This is a genomic window from Alphaproteobacteria bacterium, from assembly GCA_024244705.1.
GTDB lineage: Bacteria > Pseudomonadota > Alphaproteobacteria > JAAEOK01 > JAAEOK01 > JAAEOK01.
The window spans coordinates 30,604-54,227 of sequence record JAAEOK010000045.1 but is presented as its reverse complement, the minus strand read 5'-3'; the positions used below and the strand labels follow the sequence as shown (position 1 = coordinate 54,227).

Below are 23,624 nucleotides of genomic sequence, written 5' to 3'. Positions count from 1 at the left end.
CTTCCTTCCGGCCAAATCATTTTCCGGTCCAAACCGGGTCGCGTTTTTCCGCGAAGGCGCGCGGCCCCTCGACGGCGTCGTCGCTTTTGAGCATAGTCTCGTAGTGTTGCCATTTTCCGTTGCGCATCGCCGCGTAGCACGCCTCCAACGGCATCGCCTCGGTCTCGCGGACGATTTCCATGACGGCGGCGATCGATAACGGCGCCGCCTTCAGGATCTCTTGGGCGAGCGAACGTGCCGTTTCCATGACCGCCGCCTTGGGCACGACTTGGTTGATCAGGCCACGGTCGCAGGCTTCAGCGGCGCTCATCCGGCGCCCGGTAAGCAGCAACTCCATCGCGAGCGCCCGCGGCAGACGCTTCGGCAACCGAAAGGAAGCCGCATCGGCAACCAGACCGCGTTGCACTTCGGGCAGAAAGAACTGCGCATCCTCGGCGGCGATTACGAAATCGGCGGCAAGCACCAATTCGAACCCGCCTCCGACGGCCATACCGTTGACCGCGGCAATGATGGGCTTGGTCCGATCCTTAAGCTCGGTGATACCGCCGAAGCCACCGATTCCATAATCCGAATCCGCGGCTTCGCCTTCGCTTGCGCTGATAAGATCCCAGCCGGCGCTGAAAAACCTGTCGCCGCCGCCAGTCAGAATGGCAACCCGTAGTTCGGGCGCGGCGAGGAATTTTTCAAACACCGAGCCCAGCTCGCGACTGGTCGCGACGTCGATAGCATTGGCTTTCGGACGATCGAGAACGACCTCCAGGATCTGTCCATTTCTGGAGGTTCGCACCGGTTCGCTCATCTTAACCCTCCCTACCCGACTTCTTCGATGTTGAGTGATTCGCTCGTGCACACCAAGGCATCGGCTGCGATGGCGCCATCCGGCGCTGGATAAACCATCAGCGGGTTTATTTCGATCTCGAAAATGGACTTGCGTTGGGCGATCGCGAGGGTGGCCAACCGAGAGATTGCGTCGACGAGCGAATCAATATCGGCACCGGCGGCACCCCGGTAACCCTCAAGTATCGGCCATATCCGCAAAGCCTGAAGCGCGTCGCGGATTTCCGCTGGGTCGGTCGGTAACAATATGAACCGGTTGTCGTCCTGAAGCTCGACCCGGATGCCTCCCTCCCCCACGACCAGAACGGGTCCGAATTGGCGATCGGATTTCACGCCGACGATCAACTCGACGAGGGGCGATGGCAACATGCGCTCGACATAAACCTCCGGGCTCAGGGATGACATTCGAACGGCAGCGGCATGTACCGCAACGGTGTCTTCGAGATCCAGCGCGACGCCACCCAATTCGGTCTTATGACCGACCGCGGCCGCGGTCTTGACGACAACCGGAAATCCGATTTCGGCGGCCGCCGCCGATGCCTGGGAAATCGCCACCCGGCGCCCCTCGGGTACCCGTATCCCATGAGCCGTAAACAACGCCTTGGCCGCCGGCTCCGTCGCCACCACAGGTTTGCCGTCGAGCGGAAGCGGCGGACTGTCAATTGGCATGGACGGCGGATGACAGTCGAACCGTCGCCATGCCCGGCCGAGGCGGACTGACGCCGCGACCGCCTTCAGGCATTCCGGCAGACCCTGCATCGCGGTGAGGCCGGCTTCGTTCAGCATTCGACGCGCATGGGCGGGCATGGCCTCGGGAAGCGAGGACACGACAATCCCGACGCCGCCATGGGTGCGGTGCGCGGCAATCATTGCCTCGGTCGTGACGTCCCATGCCGCGACATCGTTGGCATCCGGTCGCGGATAGTCATGGACCAGCATTGTCGCATCGTAGCCGGCCTCGCAAACGGCGCCGAAGCACGCCGTCAAACGCTCCCGGTCGCCCCAAATGTAGGTGTGATAGTCGAGGGGATTGGAAATCGCGACCCGTGCGCCCAATAGATCGGTCAAACGGCCACGGGTTCTGTCCGGGAGCGGTGCCAGATCCAGCCCAAGTGGATGTGCCAAGTCGGCGAGCATGGCCGCATCACCGCCCGAACAACTCAATGATGCGATGCGTGGACCGTCAATCGGTCCCGCCAGCGACAGGAATTTCAGGGTTTCAACGAGTTCGGCGAGACTGTCGACGCGGACGATTCCGTAACGGTGAAAGAATGCATCGACCAACGCGTCGGACCCGGCGAGCGATGACGTGTGGCTCAGCGCCGTCTGGACCGCCGCCTCCGAACGTCCGGCCTTGATCGCCACGATAGGAAGTCGCCTGCGGGCACATTTCAGAACGGCCTCGGCGAAATCGCCGACCTCCTCTACGGCCTCGATATAGAGACCGATCGCGCCAATCCGCGGATCATCGGCGAGCACATCGAGGTAGTCGTGGACCTTGAGCACGGCTTGATTGCCCACCGAGAGCATGTAGGCGATGTCGAGGCCCCGCTCCTGCATGGTCAGCGTGATACCGATATTGCCGCTCTGCGTGATGATGGCAGCGCCCGCAGTTGTCGGCGCGATACCGTGTTCGTCGGGCCACAGCGCGATCCCATCGAGCCCGTTGATAACACCGTGGCAGTTCGGACCGATCAGCGCCATATCGCCGGCGCTGGCGATCAAATCGCGTTCCAAGCGGTCCCCATCGGAAACTTCGGAAAAGCCCGAGGCATAGCAAACCGCTCCGCCCGCACCGAGCGCCGACAATTCTTTGACGCTCGCTAGCGTTGCCTCTCGGGACACGCCGAGGAAAACTGCATCGGGGGCGGATGGGAGGTCCGCAATCGATCGCACGCAGGGAACCCCGGTAAGTTCGTTCCGCGTCGGGTGCACAGCGTGAATGGGACCTGCGAAGCCAAAGTCGCGGGTCAAACGGATGACCCTTGCGGCGAGATCGCCGCCAACGACCGCAATGCTCTTCGGCGAAAGCAGCCGTTTCAGGTTACGTCGGGTCGCGGCTCGCGCCATCGCCGTTAATCTTCGAGCGGGCGCAGGATGTCGCGGGATATGATGTGGCGCTGGATCTCACTGGTGCCATCCCAGATACGTTCGACCCGAGCATCACGCCAAAATCGCTCGATTGGTAGTTCGTCCATCAAACCCATTCCGCCGAAGATTTGAACGGCATTATCTGTCGCCCGCGCGAGCATTTCGGTCGCGAACAGTTTTGCCTGCGCGATGGCTCGGTTGGCGTCGCGTCCATTGTCGAGCATCCACGCCGCGCCCAGGTTCAGATAGTCGGCTGCGTCGATTTCCGTCGCCATATCGGCGAGTTTGAACGACGTACCTTGAAACTTGCCAATTGATTGGCCGAATTGCTTTCGTGTCGCACACCATTCGGCGCACAAATCGAAAACGCGGCGCGCCCGTCCGACACTCATCGCCGCGACCGTCAACCGGGTGGCGTAGAGCCAGGTATTCATCAACTGGAAGCCCTGCCCTACCCCGCCGAGTACCTGGGTCGCCGGCACCCGGCAATCGTCAAACGTGAGAATGCAATTGTGATAGCCGCGATGAGAAACACTCTTGTAGCCATCCCTCACTTCGAAGCCGGGCGTGCCCCGGTCGATCAGGAAACATGTGATCTGCTGCTTATTGCCGTGCGGCGTGTCTTCGCTGCCCGTTGCGACGAAGACGATGGCAAAATCGGCGATATCGGCGTGGCTGATGAAGTGCTTGGACCCGTTTATGACGAAATCGTCACCGTCTCGTCGCGCCACCGTCTTCATCGAGCGGATGTCTGAACCCGCCCCCGGCTCTGTCATTGCCAAGCAATCCATCATTTCGCCCCGCACCGCTGGGTAGAGGTAGCGTTCCTTTTGCTCGTCACTGCAGGCACAAAGAATGTTCGAGGGCCGGCCGAAAAACGTGCTCAGCGCCATCGATCCGCGGCCCAGTTCCCGCTCGAGGAGTGTAAAGGTCAGATGATCCAGCCCGCCGCCGCCGAATTCCTGAGGTATATTCGCCGCGTAGAACCCCAGGCCGAGAACCTTTCGCTGTATGTCACGGCCGATTTCATTGGCCACCCGGCCGCTCAGCTCGACCTCGGCTTCGAGCGGGTAGAGCTCCCGTTCGACAAAACCCCGAACCGTATCGACCACCATTTGCTGTTCTTCGGTGAGACCGAAATCCATGATCAGCCCCTTCGTCCTATCCCGTAAGGCTTTCAGTGTGGCCGTCGACGGGAACCGCCTGTCCCGTGATCTTCGCTCCGGCCGGTGAACAAAGAAACGATACCGTCGCCGCGATATCTGCGGCCTCGATGAAAGTGCGCAACGACGTGCTCCGCACATACGCAGCCGCAACCTCCTCTACATCCTTGCCGGTGGCCTCGGCCTCGGACGCAATAATTCTTTGCATGCGGTCGCCCTGAACTGGTCCCGGACAAACCGCGTTTACGCGAATACCATAGGGTCCGAGTTCCATGGCCAAGGACTTCGTGAGCCCGATCAACGCCCATTTGGCCGCGGCATACGGTGTCCGCAAAGGATAGCCCATGAAACCGGCGGTCGAAGAAATGTTGACAATCGATCCCGCGCCCTGCGCCTTCATGCTCGGCGCGGCGCGGCGTGCGCACAAATAGGCCGCGTCCAAGTTAACCGCCAGGCAATGCCGCCAATCGGCGTAGGAAATCGCTTCGACCGGTGCCGTCGGGCCGGCGACACCAGCATTATTGACGAGGACATCGATACCGCCCTGGCGAACAAGGAAATCGTCGAGTAGCGTGTCCACGTCATCGGCGTTTGCGACATCGACTACCGACCCTTCGAGTCGGTTGTGTTGGCCGCAAAACTCACGCAGAACCTTTTCGTCGATATCGCATATATGCACCAACGCGCCCTCAGCCAGAAACGCCTCTGAAATGGCCCGTCCGATACCCGACGCGCCCGCGGTGACCAGCACCCGCGCGGCTGACGCGGTCATGCGCTCAACGTCCGTGTCTTTGCCGCGCCGACCGAGCGGCCCGCTGCCGAGGGCGGCGCGATATCACGATGGCCTTCAAAAATCGCTTGCAGTTTCTCGAGGACATCGGCCGGCGCCGGACAGGTCTTGCCGGCCTCCATGTCGACATGGAGAACCATTTGCTCCGCCGTCGCCAAATTTTCATCGCTGTCGGCATGATGCATGGAATGGAAAAAATGGAGCCGCTTCTCGTCGACGCCCAAGATTTGGGTGGTGACGTAGAGCGGCTCGTTGGCCGCCACCTCGCGCAGGTTCATGATATGGGTTTCGACCGTATAGTAGGAAAACCCCCGGGCGTGATAGTCGTCGTCGACGCCGACAAATCGGAACAGGGCGTCAGAGGCATCACCGAAGATCTGCAGGTATCGCGATTCGGTCATGTGGCCGTTATAATCCACCCATTCAGGACGAACGAAGGCTTCATGCAGGCGCAACGGCGCCGAGAAATCGTCTTTTGCATCGAATCGACGAAAATTCATGCCCCGATAGAGCCGCCGATCCTGGGCGTTCAAGGTCCGTCCCGACGCATAGTCGAACTCTCGCAGTGACTGCATTATGGCGACGAGGCAATCGTCGCGCAGTTGTTCGAGTTCGCGGATCGACTTCGACTCAGCCTGCTCTTGGGTCTGCTCGACCATACGATCGACCAGCCGATCCGTCAGGTCGGGCGCTTCGAGCTTCGTCCACGGCAGTTTCAGCGCCGGTCCAAATTGCCGCAACATGTGGCGCATTCCCTCCTCGCCACCCGCAAGGTGAAATGTCAGACATGTACCCATGAACGCCCAGCGTAGGCCCGGACCGTAGATGACCGCCTGGTCGATCTCGTCGGTGGTCGCGACACCGTCGTTGACGAGGTGAAGCGCCTCCCGCCACAGAGCCTCTTGCAGACGGTCCGAAATATAGCCTTCGATCTCGTTGCGAACATGGAGCGGATGCATGCCGATTGCGCGATAGAACTCGGTCGCCTGCTCGATGGTCTGTCCGGAGGTCTGTTCACCACCGACCAACTCGACAAGCGGAAGTAGGTAAACCGGATTGAAAGGGTGTCCGATAAGGACCCGCGCCGGATTGACGCAATCGGCTTGAATACGGCTCGGCAAAAGGCCCGACGAGCTCGACGCGATTATCGCGTCCGGCCGCGCCGCACGACTGACCTGGGCTAAGAGATCGCGTTTGAGGGCCTCATTTTCGGAGGCACTTTCTTGAATAAGATCAGCATCTTCTACTGCGTCTTTCAGGTCATTTACGAATTCTAGCGTGCCCTTCTTGCCGATCGGAACCAGGGTTAGTTTCGCGAGCGCCGGCTCGGCGTTGGCGACACTTGCCCGCAGCCGATCTTCTGCGCCCGGCGCCGGATCCGCGGCGACCACATCGATACCGAAATGCAACAGCCGCGCCGCCCAACCGGCCCCGATGACGCCGGTACCGACGACGGCGACTTTCTCGACCCTATTCGCGGTCATCCACACCCCCATTCCGACGGTTTGTCTGCGCCGAGCTGCCGGACCCGCTATCGAGCGACTGCATTCCCGTGCCCAATCCTGGTCAGGTCTTGCGCAAGCCCAGCTTCTGACGCGCCTGATCCGGTGTCAGCACGTTCGCACCCATGCGTTCGAGAATTGCCTGCGCCTTTTCGACGAGCTGACCGTTTGATGCGAACACACCGCGTTCGAGATACAGATTGTCTTCGAGGCCGACACGGACATTGCCGCCAAGCAGCGCGGCCTGGGCCACCATCGGCATCTGCATGCGGCCGATGCCGAAACCGCTCCACACGCAATCGGTCGGCAGATTGTCGACCATCGATTTCATTGTCGTCGTGTCCGCCGGTGCACCATAGGGGATCCCGAGGCAAAGCTGAATCATCGGCGGAGCATCGACGAGACCCTCCGAGACCATCTGATTGACAAACCACAGATGACCGGTATCGAAGATTTCAAGCTCCGGTTTGACGCCCAATTCCCGAATCCGCTGAGCGCCCTTCCGAAGATATGACGGCGGGGAAATATAGACCATGCTGCCATCGCCGAAATTGAGACTCCCGCAATCCAACGTGCAAATCTCCGGCGTCAATTCCTCGATATGGGCTAGGCGCTCGATTGGGCCCACAAGGTCGGTTCCATCCGCCGGCGTATCCTTGACCCCTTCGGTGCCGACATAGAGGTCGCCGCCCATGCCGGCAGTCAAGTTGATCACCACATCCGTATCGCTTTCTCGAATGCGCTCGACGACTTCCCGGTAGAGCGCGACGTCTCGACTTCCCTGCCCGGTCGCCGGATCACGCACATGGCAATGCGCGATGGCCGCGCCGGCACTTGCCGCCTCGAGCGCCGCCGATGCGATCTGTGCCGGGGTTACCGGAAGATCGGGGTGTTTGCCGAACGTATCGCCGGCACCGGTGACGGCGCAGGTAATGAAGACATCCCAGTTCATATCGTCTCCTCGCAAAACGGCCGCAGCGCAAGTCGGCGCTGGCTCGTATTTCTTGGATATGGTACCGACGATCCGGTGGTAATTTGATACAGTTTTGGGCGGCACTTATACGGTTTTCGCAAAATGACCCATCTATTCGATGGCACACCAAGCAATCCCTTCCAAGAAATCGGATTCTTGCTGGTTCCGGAATTCTCCAATATCTGCTTTGCGTCGACGCTCGAGCCCTTGCGGGCAACCAACCGGATGGCGGATCAAGCGCTTTATCGCTGGCGCTTGTACACAACGGAAGGCGAAAGCGTTGCGGCCAGCAGCGGATTTCGGATTGCGGTCGACGGACCGCTGACCACCGCGGCATGTCCACCAGTATTGTTCGTCATCGCGAGCTTCAACCCGGACCACGCGTGTACGCCTCGCCTGATTGGAATACTTCGGCACCTGTCGCGCCGCGGCACGCAATTCGGCGGCCTCGACACCGGCAGCCATATCCTGGCGAGAGCCGGTCTGCTCGATGGCTACAAGGCGACCATACATTGGGAAGATCTCACCACCTTCGGCGAGGCATTCCCGAATGTCGAGGTGTTGCCCGATCGCTACGTGATCGACCGCAATCGGTTTACGGCCGGCGGCGGGACGACGAGTCTCGATCTCATGCTCCATTTGGTACGCGTGCAGCACGGCCTCCGCCTGGCACTCGACACGGCGGGCCAGCTCATCTACGGCCATGACATGCCGTCGACCGATCCTCAGCACAGTGTGTCCATCCAACAGCTCGAGATCAGCAGCCCGCCACTAGCCAGGGCAATCGAGCTCATGGAATCGCAGATCGAGGAACCGGTCACCGTGGCGAACATCGCGAGGCGGGTCGACGCCAATCAGCGTGACCTGGAGCGGCTGTTCAAGAAATATCTCATGACAACGCCGATGCGATATTACCTGGATCTCAGGCTTCGGCTCGCTCACCGCATGTTGCGTCAAACCAAATGGACGGTGGCCGAAATCGCCGTGCGCTGCGGGTTCAATTCCGCCTCGGCTTTGGCCCGCGCCTTCCGGGCCCGTTTCAACCTTTCGCCGACGGCGGCACGGCGGCCTTAGGGCAAGATCGAAAGTCTCAGGCCGATGCGTGGGCGATTGCCGGGTCGCGTTTCCTGTTTTCGGCAATCTCGGCCAGCACATATTCGAAGCGCGTCGCGGTGGATTGGATGTCGTGTGCCGATTCGGCATAAGCGCGCGCCGATTTTCCAATACGCTCACGGCGCTTGGCATCTCTTGCCAGCGAGACAATCTTGGCTGTGAGGTCGGCGATGTCCCCGGCACGAAACAGAACGCCCGTCCGATCGTCCACCACAACCTCGCGTGCGGCCACGATGTCGCTGGCGAGCAAGACCCGCCCACTGGCCTGGGTTTCCAAATAGACACGGTTCATGCACTCGATGGATGACGGCATGACCATTATGTCCGCAAGGCGAACAAGATCGGGTATGCGCGAATAGTCCTGCCATTCGATGAAGCGGAATTTGTCGTCGACGGCGTTCCGTCGACAATCTTCCCTAAGCGCGGGAATTTGCGCCCGCCCGCCCACGATGACGTAACGAATCCGGGGCTCGCTTCGGGCCACGTTCGCCGCGGACCGGATGATATCGCGTGGACGCTTGTTTTCGTCCAGTCGCGAAATATGACCGATTACAATTTGGTCGGAGTTGAGGCTCATTTGTGCCAACAGCTCTAGGTTTTTCGGCGCCGGAGCAAAATTCGCAACGTCGATCCCGTTGGGGATAGTGGTGATCCGTGTGAATCCCCGCCTCGCCAGCCATTCGCCATGGTGTCGGGCGCAGGAGACAACGCGATCGGCCGTGATCACTTCCGTCGAGATCCGGTCTCGTATGGTGGAGTCGAACCCGTCTATGTCGGCCGTCTCGAACTCGCCATGGGCCCAACAAAGCCATGGGATCCCAACCCGTTCGGCAATCTCACCGACCCCGGCTGCGCAGCGCGGGGACCCGACCATGAGCACATCCGGTTGGCGTACGGTTATCAATCGGCGCAGCGTGGCTTCGATCTCTGCTTGGCAGGCCTCGTATATTAACCAGGACGGTGCATAGATCAATTCGATCGCGTCCGACCTCAAGCGCTCAAGCAAGACCCCAGGATGAAGCTCGGCATCGTTCGCCAAATCGTCATCGCCGGCCGACTGCGACCGCGGCGCCACCGCACGAACACGATGCCCTCGTTGCGCGAGAATGTTGATGAGTTCGGTGCCGCAGACCGCGTCGCCGTCAATTGACGGTCTCACCGCGCCGACAAAGAGTATATCCAGTGGGTCGAATTTACTCATCGCGCCGGCTCGAACCTGCGGTGCCGGTCTCGCTGGCGACAAGATTTCATGCCTCGAATTCCGGCAATTTCATTTCCCCTTTGACGACTGGCTCTGCCCGAGATGCGCGTCCGAGTCCATGTCGACAATTCGACGCGCGGTTACCCTCGATTTTTCGAAACACTTTGCCGAAGATTAGGCCTCGTCCAAAGCCTCGCGGACCCAGTTGTGAAAAGTGTGCACCGACAGTTCGCTGGCCACCCCACCGGCCGGATCGATGATCAGGGGACCCGGCCGGTAACCGCGGCTGGCCAAGCCGCGCTGGACCGAATTGACCAGCGGTATGTCCTCGGCGAAAGTCGTGTCGCGATCGATTTCCGCGATCCCCATTGTTTCAGGATCCGAGTTTCCATTTAGCGTTAACCAACTCCTATATACTATTGTTAAATCGTATGTATTTGTTCTCCAATAGTACGTGTTAACGACCCTGCCAGGGTAGATCTGCACCGACATGGTGGGCCAGAAATAGATCGCTCCATAGGCCGCATCGTCGAATTCGTAGGCAACCGAGTCGCCAACGGCGGCGCGGCCGCTATGTCTCAGGGTGTACCCATCCGGGACGATATCGACCGATAACGGATCGATAACGCCGGTGGTGAAGGCGCGGTGCACGTGCTTGCAGTGATAGCACTCGTTGTAGTTTTCAACCGCGACTTTCCAGTTGCAGAGCTCCTCCGCCTCATGTGTCCATATGGGGCTGTATTGGTCGACCTTGGGGACCCGTGCCTGCAATGCTGCGCGCGCACCCGGATACCACATATCCATGGGCGCGGCGTTTCGATCGAGATTGACGAAGACAAATCCGCAAAACACCTCCAGCCCGACTTCGGATAGACATATCTCACTAACATCAAAACCCGGTACGGCTTTTGAATTGGGAGCACCGACAAGACGGCCGTCGAGCTCATAGGCCCAGGCATGATAGGGGCAAACGATCTTGCGGCAGGTGCCGGCGCCCTGCAACAAATGGTGGGCGCGATGCTGGCAGACATTATAGAAGCAGCGCAGACCACCCTCACCGTCGCGAATAACGAAGAGGCTTTGGTCGGCGATTTCGAAGACCACATAGTCGCCGGAGGATTCGACGTCGCTGACATGGCACGCGTGCTGCCAGGTGCGATAGAAGATACGCTCTCTCTCGCGTTCGAAAATCGCCGGATCCGTGTAGTAGGCCGGTTCGAGTCCGCGGATCAGCCCATCGGTCTTCGCGGCGCCTGCCTTGCGGTTCATAATCCAGTCCCAACGCTAATAGTACACGCCGAGCCGTTGGCGGCGGTCGTGCATCCGCTCGATGTTGCGAACGGCGCCGGTACCGGCCTCCGCGACGACGAATGCGACCAGGGTTTCGAGCAAAGCCGCGGCGGCGACCGTGGAGGTGAAGAATTGTGGCGTTTCGGTCGGGACCACGAATGCATGATCGGCGCCAAGCGCGATCGGGGACCCCAGGCTATCGGTCACGGCAATGATCGCCATGCCTTGTTCTTTCGCCATCTCGACGGCTGATACGACTTCGCTTCGGTATGGTGCAAAGGTCATGGCGATCAAGACGTCGTGCCGACCGGCGGTGACGAGATCGTCGACCGGCAGGCTGCCATCGCGGGGGATAGCCGTAACGCTGTCAAGCGCCATGTGGGCTAGATAGGCGATGTTGTGAGCCAGTGCATGAGAGACTCCGAGTCCCAGCACATAGGTATGCCGCGCGGCGACGATGCGATCGGCGGCTCCCTTCATCGCGGCGGCGTCGATACCGGCGTACAACGCCTCGACATTGGCCAGCACGGACGCCGCCATATCGCGCATGAGGCCACCAAACCGCTCCCCTCTCGCTATCGACTGCAGCCAGCGAGCCCGGTCAGGAAACGATTCCCGGCCCGTCCTCAACGCCTCGCGGAACGGCGCGCGCATGTCGTCGTAACCATCAAAACCGACGGCGCGCGCCATGCGAACCAGCGTATTCGGCTTGACTTGGGCCGCAATCGCGATTTCGCGGATCGAGCTCACACCCACATCGGTCGGATTGTCGAGGACGTACTGCGCGGCTTTGCGCAGTTGCGGGCTCATCGCCGACAGACCATCGACGATCCGACCAAGAACCGGTGCGGTCAGATGAGGGTCACCGGTGTATGGTACATCCGTATCATTCATTGTTGACTATTGTATGATTGTCCCATAAACCTGTCCAGAGAATTCGGAACTGGGTCGAGGCAGATCCTATGGTCCCAAGCCATGCCAGGGTGGTCATCGTCGGCGGCGGAATCATGGGCTGCAGTCTGCTCTACCACCTGGCCAAGGAAGGGTGGCACGACTGCGTCTTGATCGAAAAGGCCGAGCTGACCTCAGGCTCGACCTGGCATGCCGCCGGCCAGATCACGCATTCGACCTCGAGCTACGCCCTCGGCAAGATGGCCGGTTACGGCATCGAACTTTATAAACGCATCGAAGAGGAAACCGAGCAATCGGTCAGCTTTCATGACTGCGGATCGCTGCGTCTGGCCTATACCGCGGACGAACTCGATTGGCTGAAACATACGATGAGCGTCGGCGCGACACTCGATCATCCGATGGAGATTATTGGCGTCGACGAGATTCGAGCGCTCCACCCATTCTATAACCTGGAGGGCGTCCGCGCTGCGCTACACACACCGGCCGACGGTCATGTCGACCCGGCCGGCGCGACCCATGCTCTGGCGCGCGGTGCGCGCAATCTCGGCGCAAAGATCATCCGTCACAATCGCGTCACGAATATCGCCAAGCGGCCCGACGGCGGATGGCGTGTCTCGACCGAACAGGGCGAAATTGCCTGCGAGATCGTCGTCAACGCCGGCGGAACCTACGCCAAGCAGATCGGCGCCTGGGTCGGACTGAACCTGCCGATTACCTGCATGACCCACCACTACCTGGTTACCGACACGGTTACCGAATTCGAAGGCCTTGATCATGAACTGCCCGTCGTCCGCGACGATCGCATGGTTTCGGGCTATGTCCGCATGGAGCAGAAGTCGGGGCTGATCGGTATTTACGAGAAAGCCAATCCGAACACGGTGTGGCTCGAAGGGACGCCATGGGAGGCGGAACACGAACTGTTCGAGCCCGACTATGACCGCATCTCGCCATGGCTCGAAAATGCGCTCGAACGCATGCCGGTGCTCGCCGACAAGGGTATCAAGCGGGCGGTTCACGGCGCCATCACCCACCCGCCGGACGGGAATATGCTGCTCGGCCCGGCTCCCGGTCTTTGCGATTTCTGGTGCTGCTGCGGATCCCAGATCGGCATCGCCTGGGGGCCCGGTGCCGGCAAGTTCCTGGCGCAATGGATGGTCCATGGGGCGGCGGAGATCAACATGCGCGAATTCGACCCGCGTCGCTACGGCGATTTTGCCGACGCCGGCTATGCGGTCGCAAAGGCGAAGGAAGACTATCTGCTTCGCCACGAGATTCCGTTCCCGGGCCTCAACCGAACCGAGGGGCGGCCGGTCAAGACCAGCCCGCTCTATGACCGACTACTGGCGGAAGGGGCGGTTTACGAGGAAATATTCGGCTGGGAGCGACCGCGCTGGTTCGCCCATGATGGCGTTCCGCAGCGCGATATGCATTCGTTCCGACGCACGGTGTGGCACGATTGCGTGGCTCGCGAGATCGATGCCGTACGCAATCGACTCGGTGTTATGGACCTATCCTCGTTCGCGAAGATCGAGGTCTCGGGGCCGGATGCTGGGACTTTCGTCGATCGTGTCATCGCCAATCGAACGCCAGTCAAGGCAGGACGCTTGGTGCTCACCCATATCCTCAATGAAAAAGGCACCATCGAAGCCGAAACAACAGTGATCAAAATCGGCGACGATCGATTCTATTTCGTGTTTGCCGCCTTTTCGGAGCTTCGTGTCTTCGATTGGCTCAACCAGCACAGGCACGACGATGAAGAGATATCGATCGTCAACGCGTCCGAGATCTATGGCGCGCTTGCGTTACAGGGACCGCTCGCCCGCGATGTCCTGCGACGGGTCTGTCAAGCGCCGCTGGATAATGAAAGCTTCCCGTGGCTCACCGCCCAGACGGTCGAGATTGCCGGCGCTCCGTTGCGCGCGCTGCGAATGTCCTATTCCGGGGAACTCGGCTGGGAACTCCACATGCCGATGGACCGGTTGCCGGCGGTCTATGATGCGCTGTGGCAGGCCGGTTCTTCGCTTGGTATCGCCAACTATGGCTCCTATGCGATGAATTCGATGCGCCTGGAGAAGGGCTTCAAGGGCGCCCACGAATTGACCACCGAGGTAACGTTGCCCGAAGCCGATGTCATGCGCTTCGTCAAACTCGATAAGGATTTTATCGGCCGAAACGCGACGGAGCGGAGCATGAATGGCGACCTGCCTTGGATCTGTACCTATCTGGCCATCGACACGGAAGATGCCGATTGCCACGGTTCGGAGGCGGTCTTCAAGAACGGCCACAAGATCGGCGCCGTCAGTTCCGGCGGCTATGGCCATCATGTCGGCGAGACTCTCGCCTTCGCCTATCTGGATCCCGCCATGGCCGAACCCGGTGCCGAGCTCGAAGTCATGATTCTCGGCGAACGCCGTCCGGCGCGGATTCTCGCCGAACCCGCTTATGATCCCCGGAATTCGCGCCCACGCAGCTGACCAAACGGGAACCGATCATGACCACTACTTCCCTCTCCCCTGTCCCCGCGCTCGCTCATTCGCAGACGGACTATTACGAAATCGCCGAGCGCACCTTGCCCGGCGCCGGTCTCGGCGGCTATTCCCTACCCGAAGAGGTACGATTCGTCATCGAGCGTGGTGAGGGTTCGCGGGTCCAATCCGTCGATGGACGCTGGTACATCGATTATGTCGGTGGCGCCGGCGCCAATATTTTGGGGCACGCTCATCCGGCGGTGACGGCGGCTGTTCAAGCGCAGGTGGCGAATGGCATTCATTTTTTCGGAACGCTTTCCAATATCGCGATTACCCTGTCCGAAAAACTGGTTGCCACCATCCCCTGCGCCGAAAAGATCGCCTTTACGACGACGGGGTCCGAGGCGACGGCTTATGCGTTGCGTCTTGCACGGGCCTATACGGGGCGGGACATGGTTCTGAAATTCGAGGGCGCCTACCACGGTAATCACGATTACGCCTCGTTCAGCCAGTTTCCGAAGTCGGCCGCCAACTATCCCCAGGCGACGGCAAGCTCCGGAGGTGTGCCGTCGGCGCTTCAGGACACCATGCTGGTCGCACCCTACAACGATCTCGACGTGGTCGAGGGAATCGCTAAGACGCACAAGGACGATCTGGCTGCGATCATCGTCGAGCCCATACAGCGGATCATCTTCCCCGAGCCGGGTTTCTTGGAAGGGTTGCGCCGGATCGCCGACGAAAATCGTATTCTTCTCATCTTTGACGAGGTGGTGACCGGTTTTCGCCTTGCCCTCGGCGGCGCCCAGGAACACTTCGGAGTCCAGCCCGACCTCGCAGCTTATGGCAAGATCGTTGGCGGTGGCGGCCCGCTGGGATGCGTCGCCGGACCGGCCGAAATCCTCGACCACACGAGTCCTCGCAATATGGACAAGCCCGATTACGCCTATATCAACGGCACGTTGCACGGCAATCCGGTCGCCGCAGCGGCCGGTCTGGCAACGATCGAAGAATTGGAACGGCCGGGATTGCACAAGGATCTCGCCGACAAGACCGAGAGGTACAAGACGGCACTCCAGGAGGTTCTCAACCGTCATCGCGTTCCCGCGCTGGTAGCCGGGTCAAATTCGTTTTGGCAGATCCTGTTCATGGAACGGCCACCGGCCAATCAGATCGACATCCTCAACAGCGACCGCGCGCGGATGGTCGCCCTCGATACCGAATTGCTGCGACGCGGGATCTACGTGCTGCCCGGGGTCCGTCGCTTTCTCGCCGTCGTCAATACGGATGAGGATTTGGCTGAAACCGTCAGCGCCCTCGACGAATCCTGTGCCGCGATCGCGTGAGACAGGCACACGGATTTACATGCGGCGACGGTACAACTATTAAGGCGGATCGCATTAGGGAGGACAAGGATGGACAAGCAACTCTTCGAAAAGGGCCTAGCCAAGCGAAAACAGGTCCTTGGGACGGAATATGTCGACAACATGTTGGCCCAGGCCGACGAATTCAGCCTCCCGTTCCAGGAGATGTTGACCGAGTTTTGCTGGGGTGGATGTTGGGGCGACGATCGGATCGACGATAAGACCCGTTCGATGATGAACCTGACCATGATTGCAGCCCTCAACCGGATGCATGAATGGGAGCTGCATTTCAAGGGCGCAATAAAAAATGGCGTCACGAAAGATGAGCTGCAAGCGATCATTCATGTCATCGCGATCTATTGCGGCGTTCCGGTCGGTGTCGAATGCATGCGGATCGCGAAACGGGCTTTCGCCGAACTGGAGGCGGCTTAGTGTCGCCGAAGCGTATGCGTGCGGTGGTCTTGACCGGCCACGGCGGACTCGACAAGCTCGAATTCCACGAAAGCTGGCCTGTGCCGTCTGCCGGTCCGGGGGAAGTCCTTATCGAAGTCGGTGCCTGCGGGATGAACAACACCGATATCAATACCCGCACGGGCTGGTACGCCAGCTCGGTCGAGGTTGGCACGACGGCCGAAGGTGGCGTCGCCGGGTTCGATAAGGCGGATGACGACAGCGGCGACTGGGGCGGTGCTGGTATCAACTTCCCCCGCATCCAGGGCGCCGATGTTTGCGGTCGCGTGGTGGCGCTCGGTGATGGCGTGGCGGGTGACCTCATGGGCAAGCGTGTCCTGATCGACACGTGGTTGCGCGACTGGAGCGACCCGCGCAATCTGGAAGCCACCGGCTATTTTGGATCCGAATGCGATGGTGGCTTCGCCGAGTACACGACGGCACCGTCACGGAATGTGCACCCGATCGATAGCCAACATTCGGACGCCGAGCTGGCGACCTTTGCGACATCCTATGTCACGGCCGAAAACATGCTGCATATGAGCGGCGTCGATGCCGGCGAAACGGTTCTTATCCCGGGAGCATCGGGCGGCGTCGGATCGGCACTGATTCAGCTGGTGCGCCGCCGCGGAGCACGGCCTATCGCGATGTGCAGCGAAAGCAAGGCGGACGACGTGCGCGCCATCGGCGCCGAGGCGGTTCTACCGCGAACGCCGGACGATCTGGGTCGTGATCTGAAGTCCGCGATGGGCAGCAGTCAGGTCGACGTGGTCGCGGATGTTGTGGGCGGTCCACTGTGGCCGCAGATTATCGGAGTCCTGCGCCGCGCCGGCCGCTATGTGTGCTCTGGAGCCATAGCCGGCCCGATCGTCAAATTCGATCTTCGGCCGTTCTACCTCAACAACCTGACATTCTTGGGTGCGACCATCGTTCCGCCGGATCTATTCGCGCGTCTCGTCGGCTATATCGAACGCGGCGAAATCAAGCCGCTGCTAGCCCGGACATGGCCTTTGGAAGATTTGCAAGCGGCGCAGGAGGCATTTCTGGCCAAAAAGCATGTGGGCAATTTCGCCGTTCTGCCCAAGCCGGACCGATGAGGATCGAAAGCATCCGGGTCTACCAGGTCACATTGCCGCTGACCCACCCTTACCGCCTCTCCGGCGACCGTCTCCTTTTCGAAAAACTCGATTCTACGATCATCGCCATCGATACCGACACCGGTTTGACCGGCTGGGGAGAAGGCTGTCCTTGGGGCTCGACCTACCTGCCCGCGTTCGGCGGCGGCCTGCGTGCCGCGATCGCCGAAATTGCGGGGTATTTGATCGGCAGGGACCCGCGCCATTTCGACGCCATCGACCGGGCCATGGATTCCGCCCTGCCCGGCCATCCCTACGCCAAGTCGCCCCTCGACATCGCATGTTGGGACATTTTAGGGCAATCGACCGGCATGGCGGTCTGCGAACTCCTCGGTGGCCGCACAAAGACACCCGTGCGCCTTCACAGCTCCGTGCCGACCGGCACACCGGAAGAGATGGTCGCCGCGATGGCGACGGCACATACCAAGGGATACCGAATTCATTCGCCGAAGGTTGGCGGCACCGACGTTGAGCTCGATGTTGCGCGTATCCGGGCGCTGGACGAGAACCGCGCCGCGGGCGTCTCCCTCACCTTCGACGTCAATCGGGCATGGCTGGCGGATACGGCGATTCAGGTGATGAATTCGGTCGAAGATTGTCGCGGGCATTTCGAGCAGCCGTGTGAGACCTATGCCGAATGTCTAAACGTGCGCCGCCGGACGCGACAACCCATCATCCTCGACGAATCGATTCAGACCTTCGCCGATCTGGTCCGCGCCCATACGGACCAAGCCTGTGAGCTCATCGGGCTGAAGATCAATCGCGTCGGCGGCCTCACCAAGGCTCGGCGCATGCGCGATTTCTGCGTCGCCGTGGGTCTGCGCATGAACATCGAAGAAACGGGAGGCAGTGTCTCGGCCGACATGGGATCGCTCCATTTGGCCCATTCGACCCCCGAGACCCACCGTCGCGCGACCTGGATGTGCCACGATATGCTTACCGTGGATATCGCCCCGGGACAGGGCTCGCGCAACATCGACGGAGTGGCGGTCGCACCGAATACACCTGGGATCGGGGTGACACCAACCGAGGACCTACTCGGTCCCGTGGTCGCCCAATTCACGTAAAGATCGTCAAGGGACGGGTGTGCTTATCCGCCCTTAAGCGGGGGAAAAATCCCGAGATCGTCTGATTCGGCCAAGCGGGTCGCTTCGCGTTCCGTGGTCGGAATCGAGATTCCATTCACCGTGACCAGAAACCGTTGCCCCTCCGGAAATCCCAGCCTGCGAAGGACGTCAAGCGGCCCGTCTCCCTCCTCGATCTCGAGCACTGCGGTGTTGTTTGTACTGCCTGCCGGGAGATAACGGTGGAGTATTCCGCCGGTCCGAACGGTGATTCGCATTGCGGCCGAACCGCCCTCAATATCCGCTTGATGAGCCCTGGGTGCGAGCAAGATAGGCTTCCATGACCCGATAGGGGTCCTTGATCAGCCTCTCCTTCCAGTGCCCGAGCCCAGTCTTCGCCTGCATCAAACCGCGGATGACGCCGACATGCTGGGTCAAGCCGAGGGCGAGCGCGCCGACAATGACATCGTCGCGAAACACAAGCTTGAGATAACGGGAGCGCTCGGCATCGGCGACCCGCGCCTCGCTCCCGCCCTCGATCCCCATCCACAAGCCGAACGAACTGGATATCAATCCCAGTGTGTTCAGGACGTTCATCGACAAGCTGCCACGATAGTAGGTCTCGCGGCCGGCCATATTGAGTGCGGCGATCCGACCGTGTTCGGAAGCGGTCGGCTGGATTGCATGAATTTCCTGCTTGCCGGTGAAGAATTCCGGCCCTTGGGCGACATCACCGGCGGCGTAGATATGATCGACATTGGTCTGCAGGTGGTGGTCGACCAAAACACCGTCGTCGGTCGAGATCCCACTTCCTTCGAGGAATGCGATATTCGGCTTCACCCCCGTTGCACAGACGACAACATCGACCGTAACACCGTCACCACCGTCAAAACTCACGTCGAAGGCGTCTCCCGATTTCTCGATGCCCGTGACGCGCGTCGATGTGCGAACGGATACGCCCTTGGACTCGCACCATGTTTTGATCATATCGCCGCCGGTGTGGTCCATCATGCGCGGAACAACGCGATCTTCCATCTCGACCAACGTGAGTTCGACCCCACGCGCCACCAGCGCCTCCAAGACGATGCATCCGATAAATCCGGCGCCCAACAGCAACACGCGAGACCCTTTCGAGGTCGATGCGGCGATTCGACGGCCATCGTCGAGGGTCCAGCAATTCTCGATCCCGGGCAGGTCGATTCCCGGGATGGGAGGGCGAATCGCATGGGAGCCCGTGGCGATCAGCAGCCGGTCGTAAGAGACCTCCCCGCCACCTTCCAACGATATCGACTTTTCGGCGGGTGCAATTCTCGCTACTCGCCCTTGTTCGACCGCGATGCCGAGTGCGTCGTAGTGACCCTCTCCGTGGCGCAAATAGGTGCCGCTCTCGGTGATGTTTTCCGCCAGAAAATAGGGTAACGCCATCCGAGAATAAGGTGGTTCGACTTCGTCACCGAGGATTCTCACATGGCCGGAAGGGTCGGTGCGGCGCAGTGTTTCCGCGGCGATCACCCCCGAAGGTCCGGTTCCGATGACGACGTATTCCACCGCTCGCTACCCCTTGGTCTCTTGAATACCAAGCCGATCGAGAGTGTCCTTGGTCGGCACTCCATCACTATTCCAGCCGCGGTACTCGTAATATTCGGGCAGCATGATGTCCAACTGACTGACCTTCCCCTTGGCGGTCCCGGATGGCGCCGGCGTTTCCAAGATCCGCGGGGGAAGCGTATCGTCGGCCTTCGAGAGACCGGCCTTGAGATTGAACATCCGCTCCAAGTTCCAGATCCGCTCGCCGCACGCCAATACCCGTTCGGTCGTCCAATCCCCCTCGCAAGCCGTATCGAGGAGTTCGCGATATTCTTCGGTATCCCAGCCACCTTCACCGGAAAAGAGACAAAGCCCGGTCGAATCGATGACTGCGATCCGATCCTGGGAGTCCTTGCACGGCTTTGCCTTTCCCTTTCCGGTCTGATCGTCCATGTCCTCCGAAAAGACCGCATGTTTGAGGTGGCAGGCCCCGCGGTTGCTGGTCGCGTAACCGAGCCCCATGCCCTGCAGGGCACGGCCGTCATAGCCGGCAAACTCCTGACCCTTGACGGTCATCGACAACTCGGGGTGGCCGTACTTTTCGCACATCAAACGGGACCCCAAGCCCAGGACCTGACCGAAACCCTCGTAGGTGCCGGTCTTCTCCGCCATCAAGGTAAGGGCTTCCGGGTTGCCGAAATTGAGCGGAATCCCATCGGTGTCGTCCACGGTGATGACGCCCATCTCAAACAGCTCCATGGCCGAGGCCAGCGTGCCGCCGAACGAAATCGGATCCATGCCATGTTCGTTCATGAGGTAGCCGGCAAAGGTCAAAGCGTCGATGTCGTCGACACCGATCAGCGGTCCGAAAGCGAAGGCGGTCTCATATTCGAGCCCACCCGAAGCATGCCAATACTGCATGCGGTTGACGACCGTGAAATGTCCTTGATGGATATGAGCGATACGTCCGCAGGCGATCGTGCAGCCAAAACAGGCCTTGTTGGCAACGAGGTTTCTGTGGCCATCGTCTCGGGTATCCAACATGGCCGTTGCGTTGATCTTGCTCGTCCCCTCGAACTGCACCTGTTGATTGTTGCGAGTCGGTAGCCCGCCGAACTCGTTCATGACATCCATCATGGCGTTGGTGCCCAGTTCGGTCAGTTCCATCCGGCCGTGACTCTCGGCGAGCATCTTGTTCACGCGCTGGACAGTGGTCATGAACGCCTTGGGATCATTGACGCTGACACCGACCGAGCCGCGCACGGCGATCGCCTTGAGGTTCTTCGAGCCCATGACGGCACCGACGCCGGAACGCCCGGCGGCGCGGTGAAGGTCGTTGACGACGCAGGCGTACCGTACGCCGCATTCGCCGGCCACGCCAATCGACGCAACCTTCAACTGAGGCTCATGATGGTGGGCTTTCAGCCATTCCTCGGTATGCCATACCGTGGTGCCCCAAATCTGATCGGCGGGTAGAATCTCGACCTTGTCGTCAACGATGTGAAGGTAAACCGGGCCCGGCGCGCGACCCTCGATGATCAGCAGGTCGTAGCCGGCAAATTTCAACTCGGCGCCGAATTTACCGCCCGAGTTGGAGCACGCAATGGCGCCGGTCAGGGGCCCCTTGGTGACAACCGCATAGCGCCCGCTGGTCGACGCCATGGTTCCGGTCAATGGGCCGGTCGCAAAGATCAGGACATTGCCCGGATCCATCGCGTCGGTGGCCGGATCCATGTTTTCCCACAGGTACTTCGTGGCCAACCCGCGCTCGCCTATATAGTCCAAGGCCCAGTCCATGTTCAGGGGCTCGACTTCATGGGTCATTTTGCTCAAATCGACCCGAAGGACTTTCCTTTGCCAACTCATCGCTTGCTATCCTTTATCTCAGGCTCGCGCCGAACTAGGCCGGCCGACCATGACCGCGAACCGCCCAATCCTTCATTCGCTCATAGCCGGTCCAACTGGCATCGACATAGGTGATCGCATCGGTCGGGCATGCCTTGGCGCATTCAGGGTCGCCGCCGCAGAGATCGCATTTGATGACCTTGCCGCTGTCCTGATTGTAATTCACCGTCCCGAATGGGCAGGCGATTGTGCACACCTTGCAACCGACGCAAATGTCTTCGTTGACCTCGACCGCATTGGTCGCCGGGTTACGGGTCAGCGCCTCGACCGGACAGGCGTGCAAGCACCAGGCTTCCGCGCATTGGGTGCAGGTATAGGGAATGGCGCGGGCGCCGTGTTCGAATTCGAAAATCTTGATCCGCGACTTGGCCGGATTGAACACGCCCTCGTGCTCGAACGAGCACGCAAGCTCGCATTGCAGGCAGCTCGTACATTTCTCCGGGTCGATGAGAAGTGCCTTTTCCATATTCGAACTCTTTCTTCGGTAACGTGACGCGGGCCCAACTCTGCATGCCTTTGCCATCTTATACGAAGTTGGCACCGGTATTCACTTTATTCCAACGCTCCCGCCGTGAATCGGCATCCGATTTCGCACTCAGAAGGTGGCTACACTGCGAATGGATTCGCCAGCGTGCATGAGATCGAAGGCGGAATTGATTTCGTCGAGGGGCATGGTGTGCGTGATCAAATCGTCGATATTGATCTTACCCTCCATGTACCAGTCGACGATCTTGGGAACTTGTGTGCGGCCCTTGGCGCCACCGAACGCGGTGCCTCGCCAAACCCGACCCGTCACCAGTTGAAACGGGCGAGTCGATATCTCCTGACCGGCGCCGGCTACGCCGATGATGATGCTCTCGCCCCAGCCCTTGTGGCAGCATTCCAAGGCGGTCCGCATGACGTCCACATTGCCGATGCACTCGAACGAGTAGTCGGCCCCACCTTTGGTCAAATCGACCAGATACGGCACCAGGTCGCCCTCGACTTCGGCCGGATTGACGAAATGGGTCATGCCGAATTTTTCCGCCAACGGGGCCTTCGTCGCATTGAGGTCGACGCCCACGATCATATCGGCGCCGACGAGGCGCGCTCCCTGGATAACGTTGAGCCCGATACCGCCGAGTCCAAAGACGACGACGTTCGCACCCGGTTCGACTTTCGCGGTATTCATCACCGCGCCGAGTCCGGTGGTTACGCCGCAACCAATATAGCAAACCTTGTCGAACGGCGCGTCCTCGCGGATCTTGGCCACCGCGATTTCCGGCAACACCGTGAAGTTCGAGAACGTCGACGTGCCCATGTAGTGATAGACCTTGTCGCTACCGATCGAGAATCGGCTCGTTCCGTCCGGCATCACACCCTGGCCCTGGGTGACGCGAATCGCCTGACACAGATTGGTCTTGCCGGAGGTGCAGTACTCGCATTGCCGGCATTCAGGCGTATAAAGCGGGATCACATGGTCACCCTTGGCGACGCTGGTAACGCCGCGGCCGACATCGACGACGATACCCGCCCCTTCGTGGCCAAGAACCGCCGGAAAGAGGCCCTCCGGATCGGCCCCCGACAAGGTGAATTCGTCGGTGTGGCATATTCCGGTCGCCTTGATCTCGACCAGCACCTCGCCGTCCTTCGGGCCTTCGAGCATCACCGTTTCGATCGACAGTGGCTTGCCCGCCTCCCAGGCGACTGCGGCTCTGGATTCCATCTCTGCCTCCCCGTTCTTGTGATCTCCGTTGCCCGACATGTTCGCAATAGGTGGCGTCGAAGGCAAGCCGCGCCTCGCGCCAACATTGAATTCATCGCGCCGGAAATGGTAACGAAAAAGCATGAATACCATTGCG

Annotated in this window: 20 protein-coding genes; 6 read left to right on the top strand and 14 right to left on the bottom strand. The window is 60.3% G+C overall.

Going from position 1 to position 23,624, the window contains the following annotated elements; all coding sequences use genetic code 11:
- Positions 1–16 precede the first annotated feature (16 nt).
- The 6 genes from caiD to GY791_07265 all read right to left on the bottom strand — a co-directional run bounded on the left by caiD (position 17) and on the right by GY791_07265 (position 7,335).
- Entirely contained in the window at positions 17–799 is a 783-nt protein-coding gene (gene caiD, locus GY791_07290) for a crotonobetainyl-CoA hydratase (protein MCP4328223.1), read from the bottom strand.
- Between the two features lie 11 nt (positions 800–810).
- Positions 811–2,907, bottom strand: coding sequence for an acetate--CoA ligase family protein (locus GY791_07285; protein ID MCP4328222.1), 2,097 nt, complete (start codon positions 2,905–2,907; stop codon positions 811–813).
- Positions 2,908–2,912: 5 nt separating this feature from the next.
- On the bottom strand, positions 2,913–4,073 hold the full coding sequence (locus GY791_07280; GenBank protein ID MCP4328221.1) for an acyl-CoA dehydrogenase: 1,161 nt from the start codon (positions 4,071–4,073) through the stop codon (positions 2,913–2,915).
- A gap of 16 nt (positions 4,074–4,089) precedes the next feature.
- Positions 4,090–4,863 carry an SDR family oxidoreductase gene (locus GY791_07275; GenBank protein MCP4328220.1) on the bottom strand — a complete coding sequence of 258 codons (774 nt, stop codon included), beginning with the start codon at positions 4,861–4,863 and terminating at the stop codon, positions 4,090–4,092.
- Positions 4,860–6,365: a carnitine 3-dehydrogenase gene (locus tag GY791_07270; protein ID MCP4328219.1), complete on the bottom strand. Its 1,506-nt coding sequence runs from the start codon at positions 6,363–6,365 to the stop codon at positions 4,860–4,862. The genes GY791_07275 and GY791_07270 overlap by 4 nt, the downstream gene beginning before the upstream one ends.
- Positions 6,366–6,447: 82 nt before the next feature.
- Positions 6,448–7,335 carry a 3-keto-5-aminohexanoate cleavage protein gene (locus tag GY791_07265; GenBank protein MCP4328218.1) on the bottom strand — a complete coding sequence of 296 codons (888 nt, stop codon included), beginning with the start codon at positions 7,333–7,335 and terminating at the stop codon, positions 6,448–6,450.
- Positions 7,336–7,458: 123 nt separating this feature from the next.
- Here GY791_07265 and GY791_07260 point away from each other — a divergent pair, with 123 nt between their 5' ends.
- A complete protein-coding gene (locus GY791_07260) occupies positions 7,459–8,430 on the top strand; it encodes a GlxA family transcriptional regulator (GenBank protein ID MCP4328217.1) in 972 nt (323 codons plus the stop codon).
- A gap of 16 nt (positions 8,431–8,446) precedes the next feature.
- Here GY791_07260 and GY791_07255 read toward each other — a convergent pair whose 3' ends face one another.
- From GY791_07255 to GY791_07245, 3 genes are all read right to left on the bottom strand, one after another.
- Entirely contained in the window at positions 8,447–9,670 is a 1,224-nt protein-coding gene (locus GY791_07255; protein ID MCP4328216.1) for a glycosyltransferase family 4 protein, read from the bottom strand.
- A gap of 174 nt (positions 9,671–9,844) precedes the next feature.
- The gene (locus tag GY791_07250) at positions 9,845–10,939 is read right to left on the bottom strand and encodes an aromatic ring-hydroxylating dioxygenase subunit alpha (GenBank protein MCP4328215.1); all 1,095 of its coding nucleotides are present in this window, start codon (positions 10,937–10,939) and stop codon (positions 9,845–9,847) included.
- Between the two features lie 15 nt (positions 10,940–10,954).
- Positions 10,955–11,854 (bottom strand): MurR/RpiR family transcriptional regulator, encoded by a 900-nt coding sequence (locus tag GY791_07245; GenBank protein ID MCP4328214.1) that lies wholly within the window; start codon positions 11,852–11,854, stop codon positions 10,955–10,957.
- A 68-nt stretch (positions 11,855–11,922) separates the two neighbouring features.
- On the opposite strand from GY791_07245, the gene GY791_07240 reads away from it, so the two are divergent.
- The 5 genes from GY791_07240 to GY791_07220 all read left to right on the top strand — a co-directional run bounded on the left by GY791_07240 (position 11,923) and on the right by GY791_07220 (position 18,354).
- Positions 11,923–14,346, top strand: coding sequence for an FAD-dependent oxidoreductase (locus GY791_07240; GenBank protein ID MCP4328213.1), 2,424 nt, complete (start codon positions 11,923–11,925; stop codon positions 14,344–14,346).
- A 17-nt stretch (positions 14,347–14,363) separates the two neighbouring features.
- Positions 14,364–15,683 carry an aspartate aminotransferase family protein gene (locus GY791_07235; GenBank protein ID MCP4328212.1) on the top strand — a complete coding sequence of 440 codons (1,320 nt, stop codon included), beginning with the start codon at positions 14,364–14,366 and terminating at the stop codon, positions 15,681–15,683.
- A gap of 69 nt (positions 15,684–15,752) precedes the next feature.
- Positions 15,753–16,133, top strand: coding sequence for a 4-carboxymuconolactone decarboxylase (locus tag GY791_07230; GenBank protein ID MCP4328211.1), 381 nt, complete (start codon positions 15,753–15,755; stop codon positions 16,131–16,133).
- Positions 16,134–16,147: 14 nt separating this feature from the next.
- The gene (locus GY791_07225) at positions 16,148–17,248 is read left to right on the top strand and encodes a zinc-binding dehydrogenase (protein ID MCP4328210.1); all 1,101 of its coding nucleotides are present in this window, start codon (positions 16,148–16,150) and stop codon (positions 17,246–17,248) included.
- Positions 17,245–18,354, top strand: a complete 1,110-nt coding sequence (locus GY791_07220; GenBank protein MCP4328209.1) for a mandelate racemase/muconate lactonizing enzyme family protein — start codon at positions 17,245–17,247, stop codon at positions 18,352–18,354. The genes GY791_07225 and GY791_07220 overlap by 4 nt, the downstream gene beginning before the upstream one ends.
- Before the next feature lie 23 nt (positions 18,355–18,377).
- Here GY791_07220 and GY791_07215 read toward each other — a convergent pair whose 3' ends face one another.
- The 5 genes from GY791_07215 to GY791_07195 all read right to left on the bottom strand — a co-directional run bounded on the left by GY791_07215 (position 18,378) and on the right by GY791_07195 (position 23,488).
- Positions 18,378–18,629 carry a MoaD/ThiS family protein gene (locus tag GY791_07215; GenBank protein MCP4328208.1) on the bottom strand — a complete coding sequence of 84 codons (252 nt, stop codon included), beginning with the start codon at positions 18,627–18,629 and terminating at the stop codon, positions 18,378–18,380.
- A 16-nt stretch (positions 18,630–18,645) separates the two neighbouring features.
- A complete protein-coding gene (locus GY791_07210; protein ID MCP4328207.1) occupies positions 18,646–19,899 on the bottom strand; it encodes an NAD(P)/FAD-dependent oxidoreductase in 1,254 nt (417 codons plus the stop codon).
- A 6-nt stretch (positions 19,900–19,905) separates the two neighbouring features.
- Entirely contained in the window at positions 19,906–21,744 is a 1,839-nt protein-coding gene (locus tag GY791_07205) for an aldehyde ferredoxin oxidoreductase family protein (protein ID MCP4328206.1), read from the bottom strand.
- 34 nt (positions 21,745–21,778) lie between these two features.
- Complete coding sequence (locus GY791_07200) at positions 21,779–22,249, bottom strand: 4Fe-4S dicluster domain-containing protein (GenBank protein ID MCP4328205.1); 471 nt, start codon at positions 22,247–22,249, stop codon at positions 21,779–21,781.
- Positions 22,250–22,378: 129 nt separating this feature from the next.
- Positions 22,379–23,488, bottom strand: a complete 1,110-nt coding sequence (locus GY791_07195; GenBank protein MCP4328204.1) for an S-(hydroxymethyl)glutathione dehydrogenase/class III alcohol dehydrogenase — start codon at positions 23,486–23,488, stop codon at positions 22,379–22,381.
- Positions 23,489–23,624 lie beyond the last annotated feature (136 nt).

Bases quoted from the DNA above. Each gene is read 5' to 3' on its own strand.
- caiD (MCP4328223.1), bottom strand. From the start codon at position 799: ATGAGCGAACCGGTGCGAACCTCCAGAAATGGACAGATCCTGGAGGTC.
- GY791_07285 (MCP4328222.1), bottom strand. From the start codon at position 2,907: ATGGCGCGAGCCGCGACCCGACGTAACCTGAAACGGCTGCTTTCGCCG.
- GY791_07280 (MCP4328221.1), bottom strand. From the start codon at position 4,073: ATGGATTTCGGTCTCACCGAAGAACAGCAAATGGTGGTCGATACGGTT.
- GY791_07275 (MCP4328220.1), bottom strand. From the start codon at position 4,863: ATGACCGCGTCAGCCGCGCGGGTGCTGGTCACCGCGGGCGCGTCGGGT.
- GY791_07270 (MCP4328219.1), bottom strand. From the start codon at position 6,365: ATGACCGCGAATAGGGTCGAGAAAGTCGCCGTCGTCGGTACCGGCGTC.
- GY791_07265 (MCP4328218.1), bottom strand. From the start codon at position 7,335: ATGAACTGGGATGTCTTCATTACCTGCGCCGTCACCGGTGCCGGCGAT.
- GY791_07260 (MCP4328217.1), top strand. From the start codon at position 7,459: ATGACCCATCTATTCGATGGCACACCAAGCAATCCCTTCCAAGAAATC.
- GY791_07255 (MCP4328216.1), bottom strand. From the start codon at position 9,670: ATGAGTAAATTCGACCCACTGGATATACTCTTTGTCGGCGCGGTGAGA.
- GY791_07250 (MCP4328215.1), bottom strand. From the start codon at position 10,939: ATGAACCGCAAGGCAGGCGCCGCGAAGACCGATGGGCTGATCCGCGGA.
- GY791_07245 (MCP4328214.1), bottom strand. From the start codon at position 11,854: ATGAATGATACGGATGTACCATACACCGGTGACCCTCATCTGACCGCA.
- GY791_07240 (MCP4328213.1), top strand. From the start codon at position 11,923: ATGGTCCCAAGCCATGCCAGGGTGGTCATCGTCGGCGGCGGAATCATG.
- GY791_07235 (MCP4328212.1), top strand. From the start codon at position 14,364: ATGACCACTACTTCCCTCTCCCCTGTCCCCGCGCTCGCTCATTCGCAG.
- GY791_07230 (MCP4328211.1), top strand. From the start codon at position 15,753: ATGGACAAGCAACTCTTCGAAAAGGGCCTAGCCAAGCGAAAACAGGTC.
- GY791_07225 (MCP4328210.1), top strand. From the start codon at position 16,148: ATGCGTGCGGTGGTCTTGACCGGCCACGGCGGACTCGACAAGCTCGAA.
- GY791_07220 (MCP4328209.1), top strand. From the start codon at position 17,245: ATGAGGATCGAAAGCATCCGGGTCTACCAGGTCACATTGCCGCTGACC.
- GY791_07215 (MCP4328208.1), bottom strand. From the start codon at position 18,629: ATGCGAATCACCGTTCGGACCGGCGGAATACTCCACCGTTATCTCCCG.
- GY791_07205 (MCP4328206.1), bottom strand. From the start codon at position 21,744: ATGAGTTGGCAAAGGAAAGTCCTTCGGGTCGATTTGAGCAAAATGACC.
- GY791_07200 (MCP4328205.1), bottom strand. From the start codon at position 22,249: ATGGAAAAGGCACTTCTCATCGACCCGGAGAAATGTACGAGCTGCCTG.
- GY791_07195 (MCP4328204.1), bottom strand. From the start codon at position 23,488: ATGGAATCCAGAGCCGCAGTCGCCTGGGAGGCGGGCAAGCCACTGTCG.